This is a genomic window from Streptomyces sp. NPDC048671 (assembly GCF_055587045.1).
In genome coordinates this window covers 58,213-75,012 of the sequence record NZ_JBVJHB010000022.1, presented here as the reverse complement: position 1 = coordinate 75,012, position 16,800 = coordinate 58,213, and the positions used below count along the sequence as shown (strand labels likewise).

Annotated in this window: 17 protein-coding genes; 9 read left to right on the top strand and 8 right to left on the bottom strand. The window is 70.3% G+C overall.

Going from position 1 to position 16,800, the window contains the following annotated elements:
• Window positions 1–36: 36 nt before the first annotated feature.
• Window positions 37–1,068: a class II fructose-bisphosphatase gene (gene glpX / locus ACZ6S6_RS34030; protein ID WP_362955863.1), complete on the bottom strand. Its 1,032-nt coding sequence runs from the start codon at window positions 1,066–1,068 to the stop codon at window positions 37–39.
• Between the two features lie 141 nt (window positions 1,069–1,209).
• Between glpX and ACZ6S6_RS34025 the strand changes: the two genes are divergently transcribed.
• Complete coding sequence (locus ACZ6S6_RS34025; protein ID WP_362955860.1) at window positions 1,210–1,728, top strand: DUF4245 domain-containing protein; 519 nt, start codon at window positions 1,210–1,212, stop codon at window positions 1,726–1,728.
• A 167-nt stretch (window positions 1,729–1,895) separates the two neighbouring features.
• Here the strand turns inward: ACZ6S6_RS34025 and ACZ6S6_RS34020 are convergent, their stop codons facing one another.
• The 4 genes from ACZ6S6_RS34020 to ACZ6S6_RS34005 all read right to left on the bottom strand — a co-directional run bounded on the left by ACZ6S6_RS34020 (window position 1,896) and on the right by ACZ6S6_RS34005 (window position 5,888).
• The gene (locus ACZ6S6_RS34020) at window positions 1,896–2,486 is read right to left on the bottom strand and encodes a malonic semialdehyde reductase (protein WP_362955858.1); all 591 of its coding nucleotides are present in this window, start codon (window positions 2,484–2,486) and stop codon (window positions 1,896–1,898) included.
• Window positions 2,487–2,721: 235 nt separating this feature from the next.
• Window positions 2,722–2,988 (bottom strand): exodeoxyribonuclease VII small subunit, encoded by a 267-nt coding sequence (locus ACZ6S6_RS34015; protein WP_362955855.1) that lies wholly within the window; start codon window positions 2,986–2,988, stop codon window positions 2,722–2,724.
• A 170-nt stretch (window positions 2,989–3,158) separates the two neighbouring features.
• Complete coding sequence (xseA, locus tag ACZ6S6_RS34010) at window positions 3,159–4,370, bottom strand: exodeoxyribonuclease VII large subunit (RefSeq protein WP_362955852.1); 1,212 nt, start codon at window positions 4,368–4,370, stop codon at window positions 3,159–3,161.
• 102 nt (window positions 4,371–4,472) lie between these two features.
• Complete coding sequence (locus ACZ6S6_RS34005; RefSeq protein WP_469708835.1) at window positions 4,473–5,888, bottom strand: APC family permease; 1,416 nt, start codon at window positions 5,886–5,888, stop codon at window positions 4,473–4,475.
• 74 nt (window positions 5,889–5,962) lie between these two features.
• Here ACZ6S6_RS34005 and ACZ6S6_RS34000 point away from each other — a divergent pair, with 74 nt between their 5' ends.
• Window positions 5,963–6,952, top strand: a complete 990-nt coding sequence (locus tag ACZ6S6_RS34000; RefSeq protein ID WP_469708833.1) for a 4-hydroxy-3-methylbut-2-enyl diphosphate reductase — start codon at window positions 5,963–5,965, stop codon at window positions 6,950–6,952.
• Between the two features lie 83 nt (window positions 6,953–7,035).
• A complete protein-coding gene (ppgK, locus tag ACZ6S6_RS33995; protein ID WP_362955843.1) occupies window positions 7,036–7,773 on the top strand; it encodes a polyphosphate--glucose phosphotransferase in 738 nt (245 codons plus the stop codon).
• Window positions 7,774–7,903: 130 nt separating this feature from the next.
• Here the strand turns inward: ppgK and ACZ6S6_RS33990 are convergent, their stop codons facing one another.
• On the bottom strand, window positions 7,904–8,452 hold the full coding sequence (locus ACZ6S6_RS33990; protein WP_469708857.1) for a DUF6542 domain-containing protein: 549 nt from the start codon (window positions 8,450–8,452) through the stop codon (window positions 7,904–7,906).
• 338 nt (window positions 8,453–8,790) lie between these two features.
• On the opposite strand from ACZ6S6_RS33990, the gene ychF reads away from it, so the two are divergent.
• From ychF to ACZ6S6_RS33975, 3 genes are all read left to right on the top strand, one after another.
• Window positions 8,791–9,879, top strand: a complete 1,089-nt coding sequence (gene ychF / locus ACZ6S6_RS33985; protein ID WP_469708832.1) for a redox-regulated ATPase YchF — start codon at window positions 8,791–8,793, stop codon at window positions 9,877–9,879.
• A gap of 719 nt (window positions 9,880–10,598) precedes the next feature.
• On the top strand, window positions 10,599–11,267 hold the full coding sequence (locus ACZ6S6_RS33980) for a hypothetical protein (RefSeq protein WP_469708830.1): 669 nt from the start codon (window positions 10,599–10,601) through the stop codon (window positions 11,265–11,267).
• A gap of 115 nt (window positions 11,268–11,382) precedes the next feature.
• Complete coding sequence (locus ACZ6S6_RS33975; RefSeq protein ID WP_469708829.1) at window positions 11,383–11,643, top strand: hypothetical protein; 261 nt, start codon at window positions 11,383–11,385, stop codon at window positions 11,641–11,643.
• Window positions 11,644–11,698: 55 nt separating this feature from the next.
• Here the strand turns inward: ACZ6S6_RS33975 and ACZ6S6_RS33970 are convergent, their stop codons facing one another.
• A complete protein-coding gene (locus ACZ6S6_RS33970; protein WP_362956094.1) occupies window positions 11,699–12,445 on the bottom strand; it encodes an IclR family transcriptional regulator in 747 nt (248 codons plus the stop codon).
• A 182-nt stretch (window positions 12,446–12,627) separates the two neighbouring features.
• Between ACZ6S6_RS33970 and mhpD the strand changes: the two genes are divergently transcribed.
• Genes mhpD through dmpG form a run of 3 tightly spaced genes read left to right on the top strand, consistent with a single transcriptional unit; the run spans window position 12,628 to window position 15,403 of the window.
• Window positions 12,628–13,449 (top strand): 2-keto-4-pentenoate hydratase, encoded by an 822-nt coding sequence (gene mhpD / locus ACZ6S6_RS33965; protein ID WP_469708827.1) that lies wholly within the window; start codon window positions 12,628–12,630, stop codon window positions 13,447–13,449.
• Complete coding sequence (locus ACZ6S6_RS33960; protein ID WP_362955787.1) at window positions 13,446–14,393, top strand: acetaldehyde dehydrogenase (acetylating); 948 nt, start codon at window positions 13,446–13,448, stop codon at window positions 14,391–14,393. Before mhpD ends, ACZ6S6_RS33960 begins: the two co-directional genes overlap by 4 nt.
• Window positions 14,390–15,403 (top strand): 4-hydroxy-2-oxovalerate aldolase, encoded by a 1,014-nt coding sequence (dmpG, locus tag ACZ6S6_RS33955; RefSeq protein WP_469708825.1) that lies wholly within the window; start codon window positions 14,390–14,392, stop codon window positions 15,401–15,403. The genes ACZ6S6_RS33960 and dmpG overlap by 4 nt, the downstream gene beginning before the upstream one ends.
• A 292-nt stretch (window positions 15,404–15,695) precedes the next feature.
• On the opposite strand, the gene ACZ6S6_RS33950 is transcribed toward dmpG, so the two are convergent.
• A complete protein-coding gene (locus ACZ6S6_RS33950; protein WP_469708823.1) occupies window positions 15,696–16,610 on the bottom strand; it encodes a creatininase family protein in 915 nt (304 codons plus the stop codon).
• Window positions 16,611–16,800: the final 190 nt, after the last annotated feature.

Below are 16,800 nucleotides of genomic sequence, written 5' to 3'. Positions count from 1 at the left end.
CACATGGGGGCGCCCCTTCACATGAACGTGCCTACGTCACTTCCCGCGGTCGAAGTCGATCGCACTGTAGGCACGCAGCTTTGACAGCCGGTGGGTCGAGTCGATCTTCCGGATGGTGCCGGACTTGGACCGCATCACGATCGACTCGGTGGTCGCCGTCTCCGCGCGGTACCGCACACCGCGCATCAGCTCGCCGTCCGTGATGCCGGTCGCCACGAAGAACACGTTGTCGCCGCTGACCAGGTCGTCCGTGGACAGCACCCGGTCCAGGTCGTGCCCGGCGTCCAGCGCGCGCTGACGCTCGGCCGCGTCCTTCGGCCAGAGCTTGCCCTGGATGACACCGCCGAGGCACTTTATGGCGCAGGCCGAGATGATGCCCTCCGGGGTGCCGCCGATCCCCATGAGCAGGTCGACGCCGGTGCCGTCGCGAGCGGCCATGATCGAGCCCGCGACATCTCCGTCGGAGATGAACTTGATCCGCGCGCCGGTCTCCCGGATCTCCTTGACGATGCCCTCGTGGCGCGGGCGGTCCAGGATGACGACGGTGACGTCCTCGGGGGTGGAGTTCTTGGCCTTCGCGACCCGGCGGATGTTCACCGAGACGGGGGCGTTGATGTCCACGAAGTCGGCGGCCTCGGGGCCGGTGACCAGCTTGTCCATGTAGAAGACCGCGGACGGGTCGAACATCGCGCCCCGGTCGGCGGCGGCCAGCACGGCGATCGCGTTCGGCATGCCCTTGGCGTTCAGGGTCGTGCCGTCGATCGGGTCGACGGCGATGTCGACCTCGGGGCCGGTGCCGTCACCGACCCGCTCGCCGTTGAACAGCATGGGGGCCTCGTCCTTCTCGCCCTCACCGATGACGACGATGCCGTTCATCGACACGGTGGAGACGAGGGTCCGCATGGCCTTCACGGCGGCGCCGTCGGCGCCGATCTTGTCCCCGCGGCCGACCCAGCGCCCGGCGGCCATGGCGGCGGCCTCGGTGACCCGGACGAGCTCCAGGGCGAGGTTGCGGTCCGGGGCCTCCGGGGAGACCTCCAGTTGGGACGGCAGATGATGCTCGGACATCGGAGCGCACCTTTCTGTACGACGACGACCGGATGAGGGTGATGTGACTCTATCGTCAGGTCGATAAAATGAGCAGACCGGCCCACTTATGAGCGGACGCCCCCGATTCGTTCCCGTGGGGGCTGATGCGACGATGGACCCGTGGCAAGCAAGCGAGGCAAGCAGACAGTGCGGGACATGTTCCTGTCGTTGGTGGTGATCGTCGCCGTGGCGGGCGTCGTCTACATCTTCATCCCGCACGACGACAAGGCCGATCCGGTCAAGGCGGTCGACTACCGGGTCGAGCTCCTGACCGCGCGACGGGCGGCTCCGTATCCGGTGGCCGCGCCCAGCGGTCTGGCGCAGGAGTGGAAGCCGACCTCCGTCACTTACCGGCGTGCGGACGGCAACAGCTGGCACCTGGGCTTCCTCGACCCGGACGGCAAGTACGTCGCGGTGGAGCAGTCCACGTCCCCCGTGGAGAAGTACGTCACCGAGGTCAGCCAGGACGCGAAGAAGACCGGGCGCACGCAGCAGGTCGCCGGTGAGACCTGGCAGCACTGGGAGGGCCCGAAGTACGACGCCCTCGTGCGCGAGGACAAGGGCGCGACCACGGTCGTCACGGGTTCCGCGTCGACGGAGCGGCTGGCGGAGATGGCGGCGGCGCTCAAGACCTCCTGACGGGCTGACGGGCTGACGGGCTCGTCCGGCCGGGGGCAGGGAGCGCGCGCAGGCACGGGAAAGGCCCTGGAGCAGGTGCTCCAGGGCCTTTCCCGTGTGTCGCGGTGCGTGTCTCGGCGTGGGCCTCGGCCGGGCGGACTCCGGCGAGGTCTCCGGCCGGTGCGCGCTCAGACGGTCTTGACGGCCTCGTCGTAGGCCAGGCGCGGCAGACGCGGGAACCAGGCGTCCTCGCCCGGCTTGCCGATGTTGACGACCATCAGCAGGCTGTGGTCGCCGTCCAGGAACTCCTTCTCGATGCCCGCGGCGTCGAAGCCGGTCATCGGGCCCGCGGCCAGGCCGGCGGCGCGGATGCCGATGATGAAGTAGGCGGCCTGCAGCGCGGCGTTCAGCGAGGCGGTCGACTCACGGACCGGGCGCTCGGAGAAGAACGCGTCCTTGGCCTGCGGGAAGTGCGGCAGCAGCGCCGGGAGCTCCTCGTGGAACTCGTTGTCGGCGGCCAGGATCGCGACCAGCGGCGCGGTCGAGGTCTTGGCCTGGTTGCCCTCGGCCATGTGCGTGACGAGGCGCGCGCGGGCGTCGTCCGAGCGGACCAGGACGACGCGCAGCGGCGACTGGTTGAACGCGGTCGGACCGTACTTGACCAGGTCGTAGATCGCCTGGACCTGCTCCTCGGTCACCGGCTCGTCGGTGAAGGTGTTGGCGGTGCGGGCCTCACGGAAGAGGAGGTCCTGGGCGGCGGGGTCAAGAACGAGGGACATCTTGCGTATTACCTTCCGGATGTACACGGGGGATCGAACAACGTCGATCACCGTACGGGAGAGGTAGGTTAACTTTCAACTAAAACTGGAGCGGAGTGATCCACTCCACAGTGAGCGCGACCTGCTCCGGGATCGGTCACGTGCCGACCTGCTCCGGGATCGGTCACGTGCCGACCCGGTGGCCGGCCAGTGCGCCGAACCGCTCGGTCCGCCCGGCCGGGCTCGGCACGCGGACTCAGCCCGCGTCGGCCGCCGTGTCCTCGGCGCCGTCGTCCCCGGGGGCGGCCGGTCCCGCCAGCGCGGCGTCCAGCCGGGCGCGCGCGCCCTCCAGCCAGTGCCGGCACACCTTCGCCAGCTCCTCGCCCCGCTCCCACAGCGCGAGGGACTCCTCCAGGCTCGTCCCACCGGCCTCCAGCCGGCGCACCACCTCGATCAGCTCGTCGCGCGCCTGCTCGTATCCGAGCGTGCCCGTGGCCGCAGCCGTCGTCCCGTCGTCCGTCATGTGATCCACCTTATTGCGAGAGCATGTCCGTCGATATCGCCGAAGTTCTGTCAGTCGCCGGTCGCCGGTCGCTGGTCGCCGGCCCGCGTCACCCGGCCCGCGTCACCCGGTCACCGTCACCCGGTCACCGGCCGTAGGCCGCCGTCACCCGCCGCCGTCACCCGCCGCCGTCACTCGGCCACCCGCACCACGAACTCGCCGCCCGAGACGCGGGCCCGCAGCGCGTCCCCGGCCGCTCCCGCGTCGGCGGGGTCGCGCACCACGTGCCCGTCCGCCCGCTGGAGCACCGCGTAGCCGCGCTCCAGCGTCGCCGCGGGCGACAGCGCGACCACCCGGGCCCTGGTGTGGGCGAGCTCCGAGTCCGCGCGGTCCAGGAGATGCCCCAGCACCCGCCGGCCGCGCCCGATCAGCGCGTCGACCTCCGCCGCGCGCTCGTCCACCATCCGCTGCGGATGCTCCATCGAGGGCCGGCCCAGCGCGTGCGCCAGGCCCCGTTCCTCCCGGTCGAGCAGCCCCCGTACGGTCCGCAGCGCCCGGTCCCGCAACTGCTGGACCCGGTCCAGCTCCTCGCCCACATCGGGCACGATCCTCTTCGCCGCGTCCGTCGGCGTGGAGGCCCGTACGTCCGCGACCAGGTCGAGGAGCGGGGAGTCCGGCTCGTGCCCGATCGCGGAGACCACCGGCGTACGGCACGCCGCGACCGTACGGATCAGCTGCTCGTCCGAGAACGGCAGCAGATCCTCCACGCTGCCCCCGCCGCGCGCCACGACGATCACGTCGACCTCCGGGAGCCCGTCCAGCTCCTTCACCGCCTGGACCACCTGGTTCACCGCGTGCACCCCCTGCACCGCGGTGTTGCGGACCTCGAAGCGGACCGCGGGCCACCGCCGCCGCGCGTTCTCCAGGACATCGCGTTCGGCCGCCGACGCCCGGCCGCAGACGAGCCCGATCAGCTGCGGCAGGAAGGGCAGCGGCTTCTTGCGGTCGAGGGCGAAGAGGCCCTCCCCGGCCAGCGACTTCTTCAGTAGCTCCAGCCGGACCAGCAGTTCACCGATGCCGACCGGCCGTATCTCCGTGGCGCGCAGCGAGAGCTGCCCCCGTGGGGCGTACCACTCGGGTTTGGCGAGGACGACGACCCGCGCCCCCTCCGTGACCACGTCCGCGATCCGGTCGAAGACCTGCCGGAAGCACGTCACGCTCACCGAGATGTCGTGCGAGGGGTCGCGCAGTGTCAGGAACACCACTCCGGCCCCCGGGCGCCGCGACAGCTGGGTGATCTGCCCCTCGACCCAGACGGCGCCGAGCCGGTCGATCCAGCCGCCGATGAGCCGTGACACGTCACCGACGGGCAGCGGAGCTTCCGCGGATGTTTGGAGAGCCATACGGGCGAGCGTATCCGCCACGACCGACAAGGAGGCGGCTCCGCACGGGAACGGCCGGGCCTCCTCCGCGACCCCGTGGAGAGGCCCCGCCCCTCCGTAACCTCACGCCGCCCGGTGCCTCTGCTGCACGGCCAGCACCACCAGCCCCACCACGAGCCAGCACGCCCCCACCACCTGTGCGCTCGACGTCGCCTCCACGATCACCGCGATCAGCACGCCGGCGCCCACCACCGGGATCAGGACGTGCCGCCACCAGCTCGGCGGCCCCTCCATCCGGCGCACCACGAACCAGCCGACCACCGAGGCGTGCAGCAGCACGAACGCGGTCAGCGCGCCCACGTCCACGACCGACACCAGATGGTCCAGGCCGTCGTCGCGCCGGGCCGCCCAGACCGCTGCCACCAGCGTCACGACCGCCGCGATCAGGATCGCGATCCGTGGCACCCCCGAGCGCGGATCGACCTTGGACAGCAGCGCGGGCAGCCGCCGCTCCCGGGCCATGGCGAACAGCAGCCGGCCCGCGGCCGCCTGCCCGGCCAGCGCCGCGAAGGCCGCTCCGATCGCCTTGCTGGCCGCCACCAGGTCGTGCAGCCAGGACCCGACCGCGGAGTCCACCGTGTCGTAGAAGGCCGAGCCCTGAGCGGCCGGATCGGCGGCCAGCTCCGCCGACGTCATCGGCTCCAGCAGGGCCGCCAGGTAGGCCTGCGCCACGAACAGGAACCCCGCCAGCACCAGGCAGAACAGCAGCGCCCGCGCCACCTTCGCCGAGCCGCCCGTCACCTCCTCCGCGAACGTGGCGATGGCGTCGAAGCCCAGGTAGGACAGCACGGCCACGGACACCGCGCCCAGCACCGCCGCCGCGGAGAAGCCCGCGTCGCCGTTGAGCGGGGTCAGCCAGCCGCGCTGCGCCCCGTCCTGCACGAGCACCACCACAGCGGACACCAGGAACACCAGCAGCACCACGATCTCCATGGCGAGCACCGCGAAGCCGACCCGGGCCGCCGCCCGTACGCCCCAGAGGTTCAGCAGCGTCGTGAGGACCACCGCCAGCGCGGTCCACACCCACCGCGACACCTCGGGCACCAGCGAGTTCATCGCGATCCCCGAGAAGAGATAGGCGACCGCCGGGATCAGCAGATAGTCCAGCATCGCCATCCAGCCGGCGATGAACCCCGGCCCCTCCCCGAGCCCTTTGCGCGCGTACGCGAAGACCGAACCCGCCAGGGGGGCGACCCGCACCATCTGGGCGTAACTGAAGGCGGTGAACGCCATCACCACGGTCGCCACGATGTAGACCAGCGCCACCGCTCCGTGCGATTTCGCGTCGAGCGTGCCGAAGACGCCGACCGGGGCCATCGGGGCGATGAACAGCAGCCCGTAGACCACCAGGTCCCGGAAGCCCAGCGTCCGCCGCAGTCCCGCCCGGCCGGCCGTGCTGCCGGACCCCGGGCCGCTGCCGGAAACCGTACCGCTGCCAAGATCGCCACCGGGATCGCCGCCGCTGTCACTGCCGGCCATGAGTCCTCCGTTGTTCGCGTGGTGATCAGTCTCCCGACCCTGCCGGCCCCGCGCCTGTTCGGTACGGCCTTACGATGGGACGCATGACTGCTACGACACCCCGACGCGTCCTGCTCGCCGCTCCCCGTGGCTACTGCGCGGGCGTGGACCGTGCCGTGATCGCCGTGGAGAAGGCTCTGGAGCAGTACGGCTCACCGGTCTACGTGCGCCACGAGATCGTTCACAACAAATACGTCGTACAGACGCTGGAGAAGAAGGGCGCGATCTTCGTCGAGGAGACCGCGGAGGTTCCCGAGGGATCGATCGTGATGTTCTCCGCTCACGGTGTCGCGCCGGCCGTGCACGACGAGGCGGCCGAACGGAAGCTCGCCACGATCGACGCGACCTGCCCCCTGGTCACCAAGGTCCACAAGGAAGCGGTCCGCTTCGCGCAGGACGACTTCGACATCCTCCTGATCGGCCACGAGGGCCACGAGGAGGTCATCGGCACCTCCGGCGAGGCCCCCGAGCACATCACGCTGGTCGACGGCCCCGAGGACGTCGCGAACGTCGAGGTGCGCGACCCGTCCCGGGTCGTCTGGCTCTCCCAGACCACGCTCTCGGTCGACGAGACGATGGAGACCGTCGGCGCGCTCAAGGAGAAGTTCCCGCTCCTGGTCTCGCCGCCCAGCGACGACATCTGCTATGCCACGCAGAACCGTCAGATCGCGGTGAAGCAGATGGGCTCGGACGCCGATCTGGTGATCGTCGTCGGCTCCAAGAACTCCTCCAACTCGGTCCGCCTGGTCGAGGTCGCCCTCGGCGCGGGTGCGAACGACGCCCATCTGGTCGACTTCGCCGACGAGATCGAGGAGTCCTGGCTGGACGGCGTCTCCACGGTCGGTGTCACCTCCGGCGCGTCCGTTCCCGAGGTGCTGGTCGACGGTGTCCTGGCCTGGCTGTCCGAGCGGGGTTTCGAGGACGTGGAGATCGTGAAGGCGGCCGAGGAGTCCATCATCTTCTCGCTGCCCAAGGAGCTCCGCCGGGACCTGCGCGCGGAGGCGGCGGCACTGTCCGCCGAATGACGGCACCGGGTCCGCGCTCGGAACCCCGTTCTGGTTTCCGCTCCGGGAAGTGAGCCGGGCCGCTTGCCCGTACCGTGGATCGCATGGAGATCTTCGGCGTGGACATCGGCGGATCCGGGATCAAGGGTGCCCCCGTGGACCTGGACCGCGGGGACCTGGCGCAGGAGCGCCACAAGGTACTCACACCGCATCCGGCCACACCCGAGGACGTGGCCGGGTGCGTGGCCGAGGTGGTCGGGCATTTCGACTGGTCGGGCCCCGTGGGCATCACGTTCCCGGGCGTGGTCACCAGCGGCTGCACCCGTTCCGCGGCCAATGTCGACAAGGGCTGGGTCGACCTGGAAGCCCGTACGCTGCTCAGCGACAAGCTGGGCCTGCCGGTCACCCTGCTGAACGACGCGGACGCGGCCGGCATCGCGGAGATGTCCTTCGGCGCGGGGCGCGGCCGCAAGGGCACGGTCATCGTGCTGACACTCGGTACGGGCATCGGCAGCGCGCTCTTCATCGACGGCAAGCTCGTCCCCAACACCGAACTCGGCCATCTGGAGCTGAACGGTCACGACGCGGAGAAGCACGCGTCGACCAAGGCCAAGGAGGACGAGGACCTGAGCTGGCACCACTGGGCGCACCGGGTGCAGAAGTACCTGGTCCACGTGGAGATGCTGTTCTCGCCCGAGCTGTTCATCATCGGCGGCGGTGTCAGCCGCAAGGCCGACAAGTTCCTGCCGCTGATCGAGCACGTACGGTCCGAGATGGTGCCCGCGGAGCTGCAGAACAACGCGGGCATCGTGGGCGCGGCCATGGCGGCAGCGAGCAACTGACCGCATACCCCTTTGACCGCAGACCCCCTTGATCGCAGCCCTCTTTGACGGCAGGCCCCTTCGGCCGCAGGCCCCTTCGGCCGCAGGCCCCTTTGGCCGTTCCCGGCGACCGGGGCCGGTCTCCGGCCGGTCAGCGCTGCCGACGTCGGGGCGCTTGTCCGGCGGGCCGGGGTGCCTGTCCCGCGGGCCGGGGGGACTGCGGCTGCCCGGCCGCCGCCCGTGAGGTCTGTGCGGCCAGCAGCATCCGCCGCTGCCGCGCCCGCATCAGCCGGACCTTCCGTACGGTCGCGATGAGCCCGGCGACGAGCGTGCCGCCGTACAGCCAGCCGGCGTGGAGGGCGAGCGCGGTGACGACGGCCATCGTCTGCCCGCCGAAGCCGCCCGTGCCGCCCGAGATCGGGACGATGCCGACGGCGAACGCGATCGGCACACTGATCGGCGCGGTCACCAGGTCCGCGGGCCGCACCCAGAACGCGGTCAGCGCGCTGACCGGCAGGAACAGCACACCGAACACGACGGCCGAGGCATCGAACAGCAGCCAGTCCGCACAGGCCAGCACGAACATGGCGGCGGCCGCGAAGAGCCCGGCGCCGATACCGGTCAGCCGGGGATTCGGCAGTCGCCGCAGGGCGAGCACGGCAGGCGCCACCGGCCGGGCCCGGCCTGCGGGCGTGCTCATCACCCGATAGACGGCGGCGCCTTCGCCGACTGTTCCCTTGGCTCCCTTGGTCCCCAGCGGGGACAGCGGGGCCTGCTGAGTCTGGCTGCGCTGCGGGGGACGTGTCCTGTGCTGCTCCACCGGGACAACGTAGGTCGCCGAACGGCAGGAATCAGGTGCGGGACACGCGCTTTGGCCGACCTTGGCGATGAGTTCGATGCCACACGGCCCAACGGGAACCGGATCGGCACCCGGCGGGACCCGTGGTTACGCGCTCGCCCCCGCCCGTAAACTGGAGAATCGGCCCACCGGGGCCGGACCTCATTGCGAGCCCGCCCACCCCTCAGGAAGTCGCCAACGTGTCGCTCACGATCGGAATCGTCGGCCTGCCGAATGTCGGCAAGTCGACCCTGTTCAACGCCCTGACCAAGAACGACGTGCTGGCGGCCAACTACCCGTTCGCCACGATCGAGCCGAACGTCGGCGTCGTAGGCGTCCCCGACGCACGCCTGAACACGCTCGCGAAGATCTTCAGCTCCCAGAAGCTGCTCCCGGCGACGGTCGACTTCGTCGACATCGCGGGCATCGTGCGCGGCGCGAGCGAGGGCGAGGGGCTGGGCAACAAGTTCCTCGCGAACATCCGTGAGTCGGACGCGATCTGCCAGGTCATCCGCGCCTTCAAGGACGAGAACGTCGTCCACGTGGACGGCAAGGTCTCGCCCAAGGACGACATCGAGACGATCAACACCGAGCTGATCCTCGCCGACCTCCAGTCCGTCGAGAAGGCCGTCCCGCGCCTCACGAAGGAGGCCCGCCTCCAGAAGGAGAAGGTCGCGGTCCTGGCCGCCGTCGAGGAGGCCCAGAAGATCCTCGAAGCGGGCGACACCCTCTTCCACGCGGGCATCACGGCCGGCACCGAGAAGGGCCGCCTCCTCCACGAGCTGCACCTGCTCACCACCAAGCCCTTCCTCTACGTCTTCAACGTCGACGAGGACGAGCTGGTCGACGAGGACTTCAAGAACGAGCAGCGCGCCCTGGTGGCCCCCGCCGAGGCGATCTTCCTCAACGCCAAGATCGAGTCCGAGCTGATCGAGCTCGACGACGACGAGGCCCTGGAACTCCTCCAGTCCATGGGCCAGGAAGAGCCCGGCCTCGCCACCCTCGGCCGCGTCGGCTTCGCCACCCTGGGCCTTCAGACCTACCTCACGGCAGGCCCGAAGGAAGCCCGCGCCTGGACGATCAAGAAGGGCGCCACAGCCCCCGAGGCGGCCGGTGTGATCCACACCGACTTCCAGAAGGGCTTCATCAAGGCGGAGATCATCTCCTTCGACGACCTGGTCGAAACGGGCTCGGTCGCCGAGGCCCGCGCCAAGGGCAAGGCCCGCATGGAGGGCAAGGACTACGTCATGCAGGACGGGGACGTGGTGGAGTTCCGCTTCAACGTCTGAACTCCACCACGTCGCTGACGTGGCTGACGCCCGGCTCAGGGGGCTCGGTGAGCCGGGCGGCAAGCGACACATGATCAGTGATGTCGTCGATGTCGTCAGACCAGGAGTCAAGGCCCATCACCTTCGGCGGCCGACTCTCCGCAGCACGACAGTAACCCTCAACAACCCGAGTTGCACCGCTCGTTGAAAGACCCGGGCGGGCGTACGCTGCGGGGCATGACCTCGATGCGATGCGGCCGTACGAGCCAGCCCCCCTCGCACGGCCGACGAGAAGATCCCGGACGGGGCGTGGCCGAAGGCTGACATGGCCAGATCGGCATTCGGGCCCGCCGCGGCACTACGGCGGCCACGCCGGGTGTTCGCCGGAGGTGTCAGGCCGCACCGCTGTGGGGCCGGCCCTGCTGAGCGTCCTCGACGTGGCGTCCGAGGAAGAGGGCCGCGGGCCGTGTACTCGGTCTCCCGCTCGGTGGGATGGAGCAGTAGACGCGGCCGGTGCGGTGGCCGGGCTCCCGGTACACGCAGCGGGCCAGGCCGAAGGGGCGATGCGCGTGACTACGGTGCCGCTGGAGGAGAAGCTGCGGAAGATCGGCCGCAAGCTCTACCGGAAGGCAGCGGGAAGGAGCGCGGATTGAGCTGGCCGAGGATCATCTCGCTGCGGAGCCTGGTCATGACGGACCAGCAGACTCCTGCGCGATGACGGGGAGATGGAGGCTCACGACATGAGCGACGAGCATCCGACCGGTCATGAGCCGGGCATCAGCGGTGGGCGTGTGCCCGTGCACCCGCAGCCCAAGGACCGCCTGCGTTCCGAGGCCCGGATGTTCGGGACCATGTGGATCGTGGTCGCCGGGCTGGTCGCCTGGCTGGCCTTCGGGTTCGTCCGGGAGCCGGCGGCCTCGTGGCCGGAGCGGTGGATCGTCTGCTGCCTCGCCTGCTGCTTCGCCGCACCGATGATCGGGACGAGGGGCTACCGCAAGACGCTCCCCGCGCTCGACCGGACTCCACGGCAGGCCACCGTCACCGGGCACGTCCACTTCGACGTGGATCCCGATTCCGACAGCGACACGCCCGCCTACGACCTCCTCGAAGTCCGTGTCGACATCGACGGCGTCCAGGTCGACACGACGATCGCCGACATCGTCGCCGCGGAAAGCCTTGCGCGCTTCGCGGTCGGCTCGGTCTGGGACGTGTACGCGTTCGAGGACCCGGCCGAGCTGAACAACGACCACGGGACCCGGGTCATCCTCGCCGAAGCCCACGAGGACGTCATCCGTTCCGGATACGACCTCGGCACCTACGTGCTGCATCAGGAACCGGGACCGGGATCGGACCTGCTGCTGCGCCGGTTCGCCAACGATCGCCGCGCGCGGAAGGCGGCGGCGTCATGACCGGTGGGCAGACCGAGGAGTGGACGAGTCGAGCGAAGACCTGCGAGACCCGGACACGGATCCGCCGGTGGTCGCAGTGGGAGGACGTCCCCAGCGGATCCTGTTGATCGGTGCCGTGGAGTTCGTTGCGGCGGTCCCTGTCGGCATCGGGCTCGCCATCCGGTTCTGGATCGCCGGCACCGACCGGTCCGAGGTCTTCGCCTGGCTGTACGGATCGAGCGTGGGAGTGCTGCTCATCGGGGCTGTCCTCGACACATGCACCAGCTCCCGGCTCGCGGAGGCCCGGTTCGCCGACGGGCAGTGCACCATCGGCGTAATCGAGGAGGTGGTCGAGCTGCCCTGGATCGACGCGGACGGGAACCCGAATCCCGTTTGACCACCGTGAGGGGTACACATGATGACGCGCCGGATGTCGCCGAGGGCCCGTCATGTCACGGTCGGGAGTAGCGTCCCGCGTGCGTGCTTGCACGCAGCACGCGGGACAGACTGAGTGCCGCTGTGCGGACTGCGGGAGCCAGTTGTGCGGGCCGGAACCGGTCTCGGGGTACGGCGACTGACAGGGCGGCCACGGCTGTCGGTCCGTCGAAGACGGGCGAGGCGATGCAGCTGATGCCGGGGGCCGCCTCCTGTTCTTCGTAGGCGAGGCCGGATACCTGGATCTGCTCGATGGCGGTGCGTAGTCGTGCCGGGTCGGTGATCGAGTGCGGGGTCAGCCGAGGCAGCGGCTCCGCCAGGATCTCTTCGGCCAGGTCCGTGCCGGAGAAGGCCAGCAGGGCTTTGCCGACGCCCGTGCACGTCAGCGGGAGCCGGCCGCCGATCCGGGAGGGAAGCGTCACCGCCTGGTGGCCGTGGATCCGTTCGACGTACACCACGTCGTGGCCCTCCCGGATTCCGAGGTGCACGGTCTCGTGGGTGGCTTCGAAGAGGTCTTGCAGGAAGGGGAGCGCCGTCTCACGCAGGTCGTGTCGGCGGGGCACCAGCGAACCGAGTTCGAAGAGCTTGCCCCCGAGCCGGTAGGTGTCGCCTTCGCGTTCCAGGAGCCCCAGACGCACCAGGTCGGCGCAGAGCCGGAACGCGGTCGCCTTGGGGAGACCCGTCTTCGTGGAGATTTCCGTCAGGCGGAACGCCCCGCCGTCGGGTCGGTAACAATCGAGGATGGAGTTCGCCTTGTCGAGCATGTTGCCCAGTGCACTGTTCCGTGTCATGGAACAGATCTTGCCTGTTTCCGGTCGCCGCTTCTATATCTGTTCTGTATCGGCGCGAAGCCCGTCGCCGCCTTGCACCGCACCAGTCGCTCCGTTCCGGAGGTAACCCGCATGTCTGTCCCGCACCGTCCTGCCGTGATGTCCCGGAGGCCGGCATGAGTCCTTACGAGTACGCAGGTGCCGTGACCGAGGCGGCGGCCGTCCTGGCCGAGGCCGCCCGCACGGGAACGCCTTGTCCGCCGGTCCGCTCGCTGCTGCCCGAGCAGGACGTCGAGGCCGCGTACGCCGTGCAGCGCCTGTACGTCGAGCGGGCGGTCGCCGAAGGCCGGCGGCTGGTGGGCCGGAAGATCGGCCTGACCTCGCCCGCCGTGCAGCGGCAGCTCGGTGTTGGCCAGCCGGACTTCGGGGCCCTGTTCGCCGACATGGCGGTGCCGCAGGGGCAACCGATCGCACCGGGCCGTCTCATGCAGCCGAAGGTCGAGGTGGAGGTCGCGCTGGTTCTCGGCGCGGACCTGCCGCACTCGGACCCGACGGTCGCGGACCTGCTGCGGGCCACGGCCTTCGCCCTGCCCGCGCTGGAGATCGTCGACAGCCGGATCGCCGGCTGGGACATCACCATCGTCGACACCGTCGCGGACAACGCCTCCTGCGGCCTGTTCGTCCTCGGCGGCACCCCCGTACCGCTCGACCGGGTCGACCTGCGCGCCGTGGCGATGACGCTCACCAAGAACGGCGAGACCGTCTCCGAGGGCACCGGTGCCGACTGCCTGGGCAGCCCGCTTACCGCCGCCCTCTGGCTCGCTTCGACTCTGGCCGGCCTGGGGGATCCGCTGAAGGCCGGCGACATCGTCCTGACCGGCGCTCTGGGCCCCATGGCCGTCGCCACCGAGGGCGACGAGTTCACCGCCCGCGTCGAAGGGCTCGGCACGGTCAGTGCCGCGTTCGCACCCTCCACGGCACAAGGAGCAGGAGCATGATCAACAAGGTCGCCGTCATCGGATCGGGCAACATCGGCACAGACTTGATGATCAAGGTGCTGCGACTCTCCGAGTCCTTGGAAATCGCCGCCATGGTGGGCATCGACCCCGACTCCGACGGCCTGGCCAGGGCCCGCCGCCTGAAGGTCGCCACCACGCACAAGGGTGTCGACGGGCTGGTGGAACTGGACGAGTTCGCGGAGGTGTCGATCGTCTTCGACGCCACCTCGGCCGGCGCCCACCGGCGCCACGACGAGGTGCTGCGCGGTCTCGGACGCACCGTCGTCGACCTCACCCCCGCCGCCCTGGGCCCCTACGTGGTGCCGTCGGTCAACGGCGACGCCCACCTGGACGCGCCCAACGTCAACATGGTCACCTGTGGCGGCCAGGCCACCATCCCGATCGTGGCCGCCGTCGCCTCCGTGACCCCTGTCCACTACGGCGAGATCGTCGCCTCCATCTCCTCCCGCTCGGCGGGTCCCGGCACCCGCGCGAACATCGACGAGTTCACCGAGACCACCTCCGCGGCCATCGAGAAGGTCGGCGGCGCCGCCCGCGGGAAGGCGATCATCGTCCTCAACCCCGCCGAACCGCCGCTGATCATGCGGGACACCGTGCACTGCCTGGTCGGCGACTGCGACGACGCCGCGGTGACCGCCTCGGTGGAGGAGATGGTCGCCCGCGTGCAGGCCTACGTCCCCGGCTACCGCCTCAAGCAGAAAGTCCAGTTCGACCGCGTGGACGCCGACGACCCGCTGCGCTCCCTGCTGCCTGCGGCCTCCCGTGCCGGCGACGCCGCGAAGGTGTCCGTCTTCCTGGAGGTGGAGGGCGCCGCCCACTACCTGCCCGCCTACGCCGGCAACCTCGACATCATGACCTCGGCCGCCCTGCGCACCGCCGAGCGCATGGCTGCCCGCTCCGCCACGGAGGTGCTGTCCCGATGACTTCGCTCTACGTCCAGGACGTGACCCTGCGAGACGGCATGCACGCTGTCCGCCACCGCTACACCGTCGACCAGGCCCGCACCATCGCCGGCGCCCTCGATGCCGCCGGGGTGGCCGCGATCGAGATCGCCCACGGCGACGGCCTGTCGGGCTCCAGCATCACCTACGGCGTCGGCGCCCACACCGACTGGGAGTGGATCGAGGCCGTCTGCGGCGCCGTGACCCAGGCGGTTCCCACCACCTTGCTGCTGCCCGGTATCGGTACCCTGCACGACCTGCGCCAGGCCCACAGCCTCGGTATCCGCTCGGTCCGGGTGGCAACCCACTGCACCGAGGCCGACATCTCCGCCCAGCACATCGCCGCCGCCCGCGACCTGGGCATGGACGTGGCCGGCTTTCTCATGATGTCCCACATGGCCGAGCCCGCCCGCCTGGCCGAGCAGGCCAAGCTCATGGAGTCCTACGGCGCGCGGTGCGTGTACGTCACCGACTCCGGAGGGCGCCTGACCATGGACGGCGTCCGCGACCGTGTCCGGGCCTACCGCGACGTCCTGGACCCGTCGACCGGCATCGGCATCCACGCTCACCACAACCTCGGCCTCGGTGTCGCGAACTCGGTCGTCGCCGTGGAGAACGGCGTCACCCGCGTCGACGCGTCCCTCGCCGGACAGGGCGCCGGAGCGGGCAACTGCCCGCTGGAGGCGTTCGTCGCCGTCGCCGACCTGATGGGCTGGCGGCACGGCTGCGACCTCTTCCCCCTGATGGACGCCGCCGACGACGTCGTACGCCCGCTCCAGGACCGTGAGGTGCGGGTCGACCGCGAGACGCTCACCCTCGGCTACGCCGGCGTCTACTCCAGCTTCCTGCGCCACGCGGAGGCCGCGTCTCGCCGTTACGGTGTCGACACGCGGGCCATCCTGGTGGAGGTGGGGCGGCGCGGCATGGTCGGCGGCCAGGAGGACATGATCACTGACATCGCGCTGGACATGGCGGTCCGCACCGCCGTCTGAGCCGGAGCGCCCGAAGGGGCCTGTGCGGAGCGGGGATGCGGCAACGCCCCTGGCCAGGGACCGGCGCCGGGGGCGTTGCGCGGGCTTCCGCCGCCTTCGGTGCGGTCGGTCGCGGAGGAAGTGTTCCGGGGTGGGTCGCACGAGGACGCGCAGCCCGGCCGGCAGGCCGAACTGGTCCCGGGGCGGTTCAGTCAGCTTGCCTCTGCCGATGCCTGCTTCGTTGTCCCGGGCGAGCATCCCGGGGACGGCTCGCCGGCTGTCGGTCGGCAGCCGCCCCGGCACCGGACAGACCCTACGCCCGTCCCATCAGGCGCAGCCGCTCCTGGATGGCGTCCGCCGCGTTCGTCACCTGCTGCTCCAACAGGCGCCGTCCGTTGGCGGCATCGGCCGCCGCGGGGTCGCCGAAGTAGCCGAGTGGGGTCTTTACGCGGGCATGTCCGTACCCCTTGCGCCAGACGGCGAGATCCTCGGGGCCGTACTCGGTGCTCTTGAGTCCGGCCCGCACGTCGTTCCTGACGAGGGAGGGCTGGGCGACCAGCATCTGCGACGTCTCCCAGTCGCCGGCGTGCACGTCGATGTGGGCGGGCGTCGCCGACGTGTCCGACTGCGCCAGTGCCGCGCCGGTGGGGGACACATGCGGATCGTCGGGATCGAGTCCGAGCCGCTCGGCGAGCCCGCGGTCGATGACGAAGCTGATGTCCAGGCCGGTCAGTTGGCTGCCCAGCCTGATGCCCTCGTGGACGGTCCGGTTGTTCAGCGCGTCGCCGTGGCCGCTGAAGCAGAAGACGTGGCGGAAGCCGTCCTTGCCGATCCCGGTCAGCACGTCGGCCATCAGGGCCTTCATCACCTCGGGGCGCACATTGTAGGAGGCGGGGAAGGACCCGGAGACGACGTTAACTCCCCAGTAGTACGGGGGCATGATGAGGGCCGGCACCCCGCGTCGGGCCAGTTCCCGGCGCACACCGCGAAGTTGGGCCGACGGGAGGTACACGTCGGTGCCGGCCGGCAGATGCGGACCGTGCTGTTCGATCACGCCGAAGGCCCACAGCAGGACCGCGCCGTCGTCCGCGGCCCGTTCCACCTCCTGCCAGGTCATCTCCGCGATGGTGTCGCGGAAGACGTCGCTGTCGACGTCCTCGTGAGGCCCGTCCTCGCGCGGCCTGTCCTCGTGAGTTCCGTCCGTGTACGAACTGTCGGCACCGTGCATGGGTGTCCTCCGCTCTCGGGCCGGGCGACCGCCCGGCAGTCCGTGCCCTGTGGCTTGATCGTGCGGGTGCGGCGTCTGTTCGCTGCGAGGAGTGTCAGTAACGCGGGGCGTCATGGTCAAGCCCCTTCGTATGTGATCGGCGCCGCTGCGCCGTTGCCCTCGACCTGCGGCCGAGTCCGGTGAATGCCTT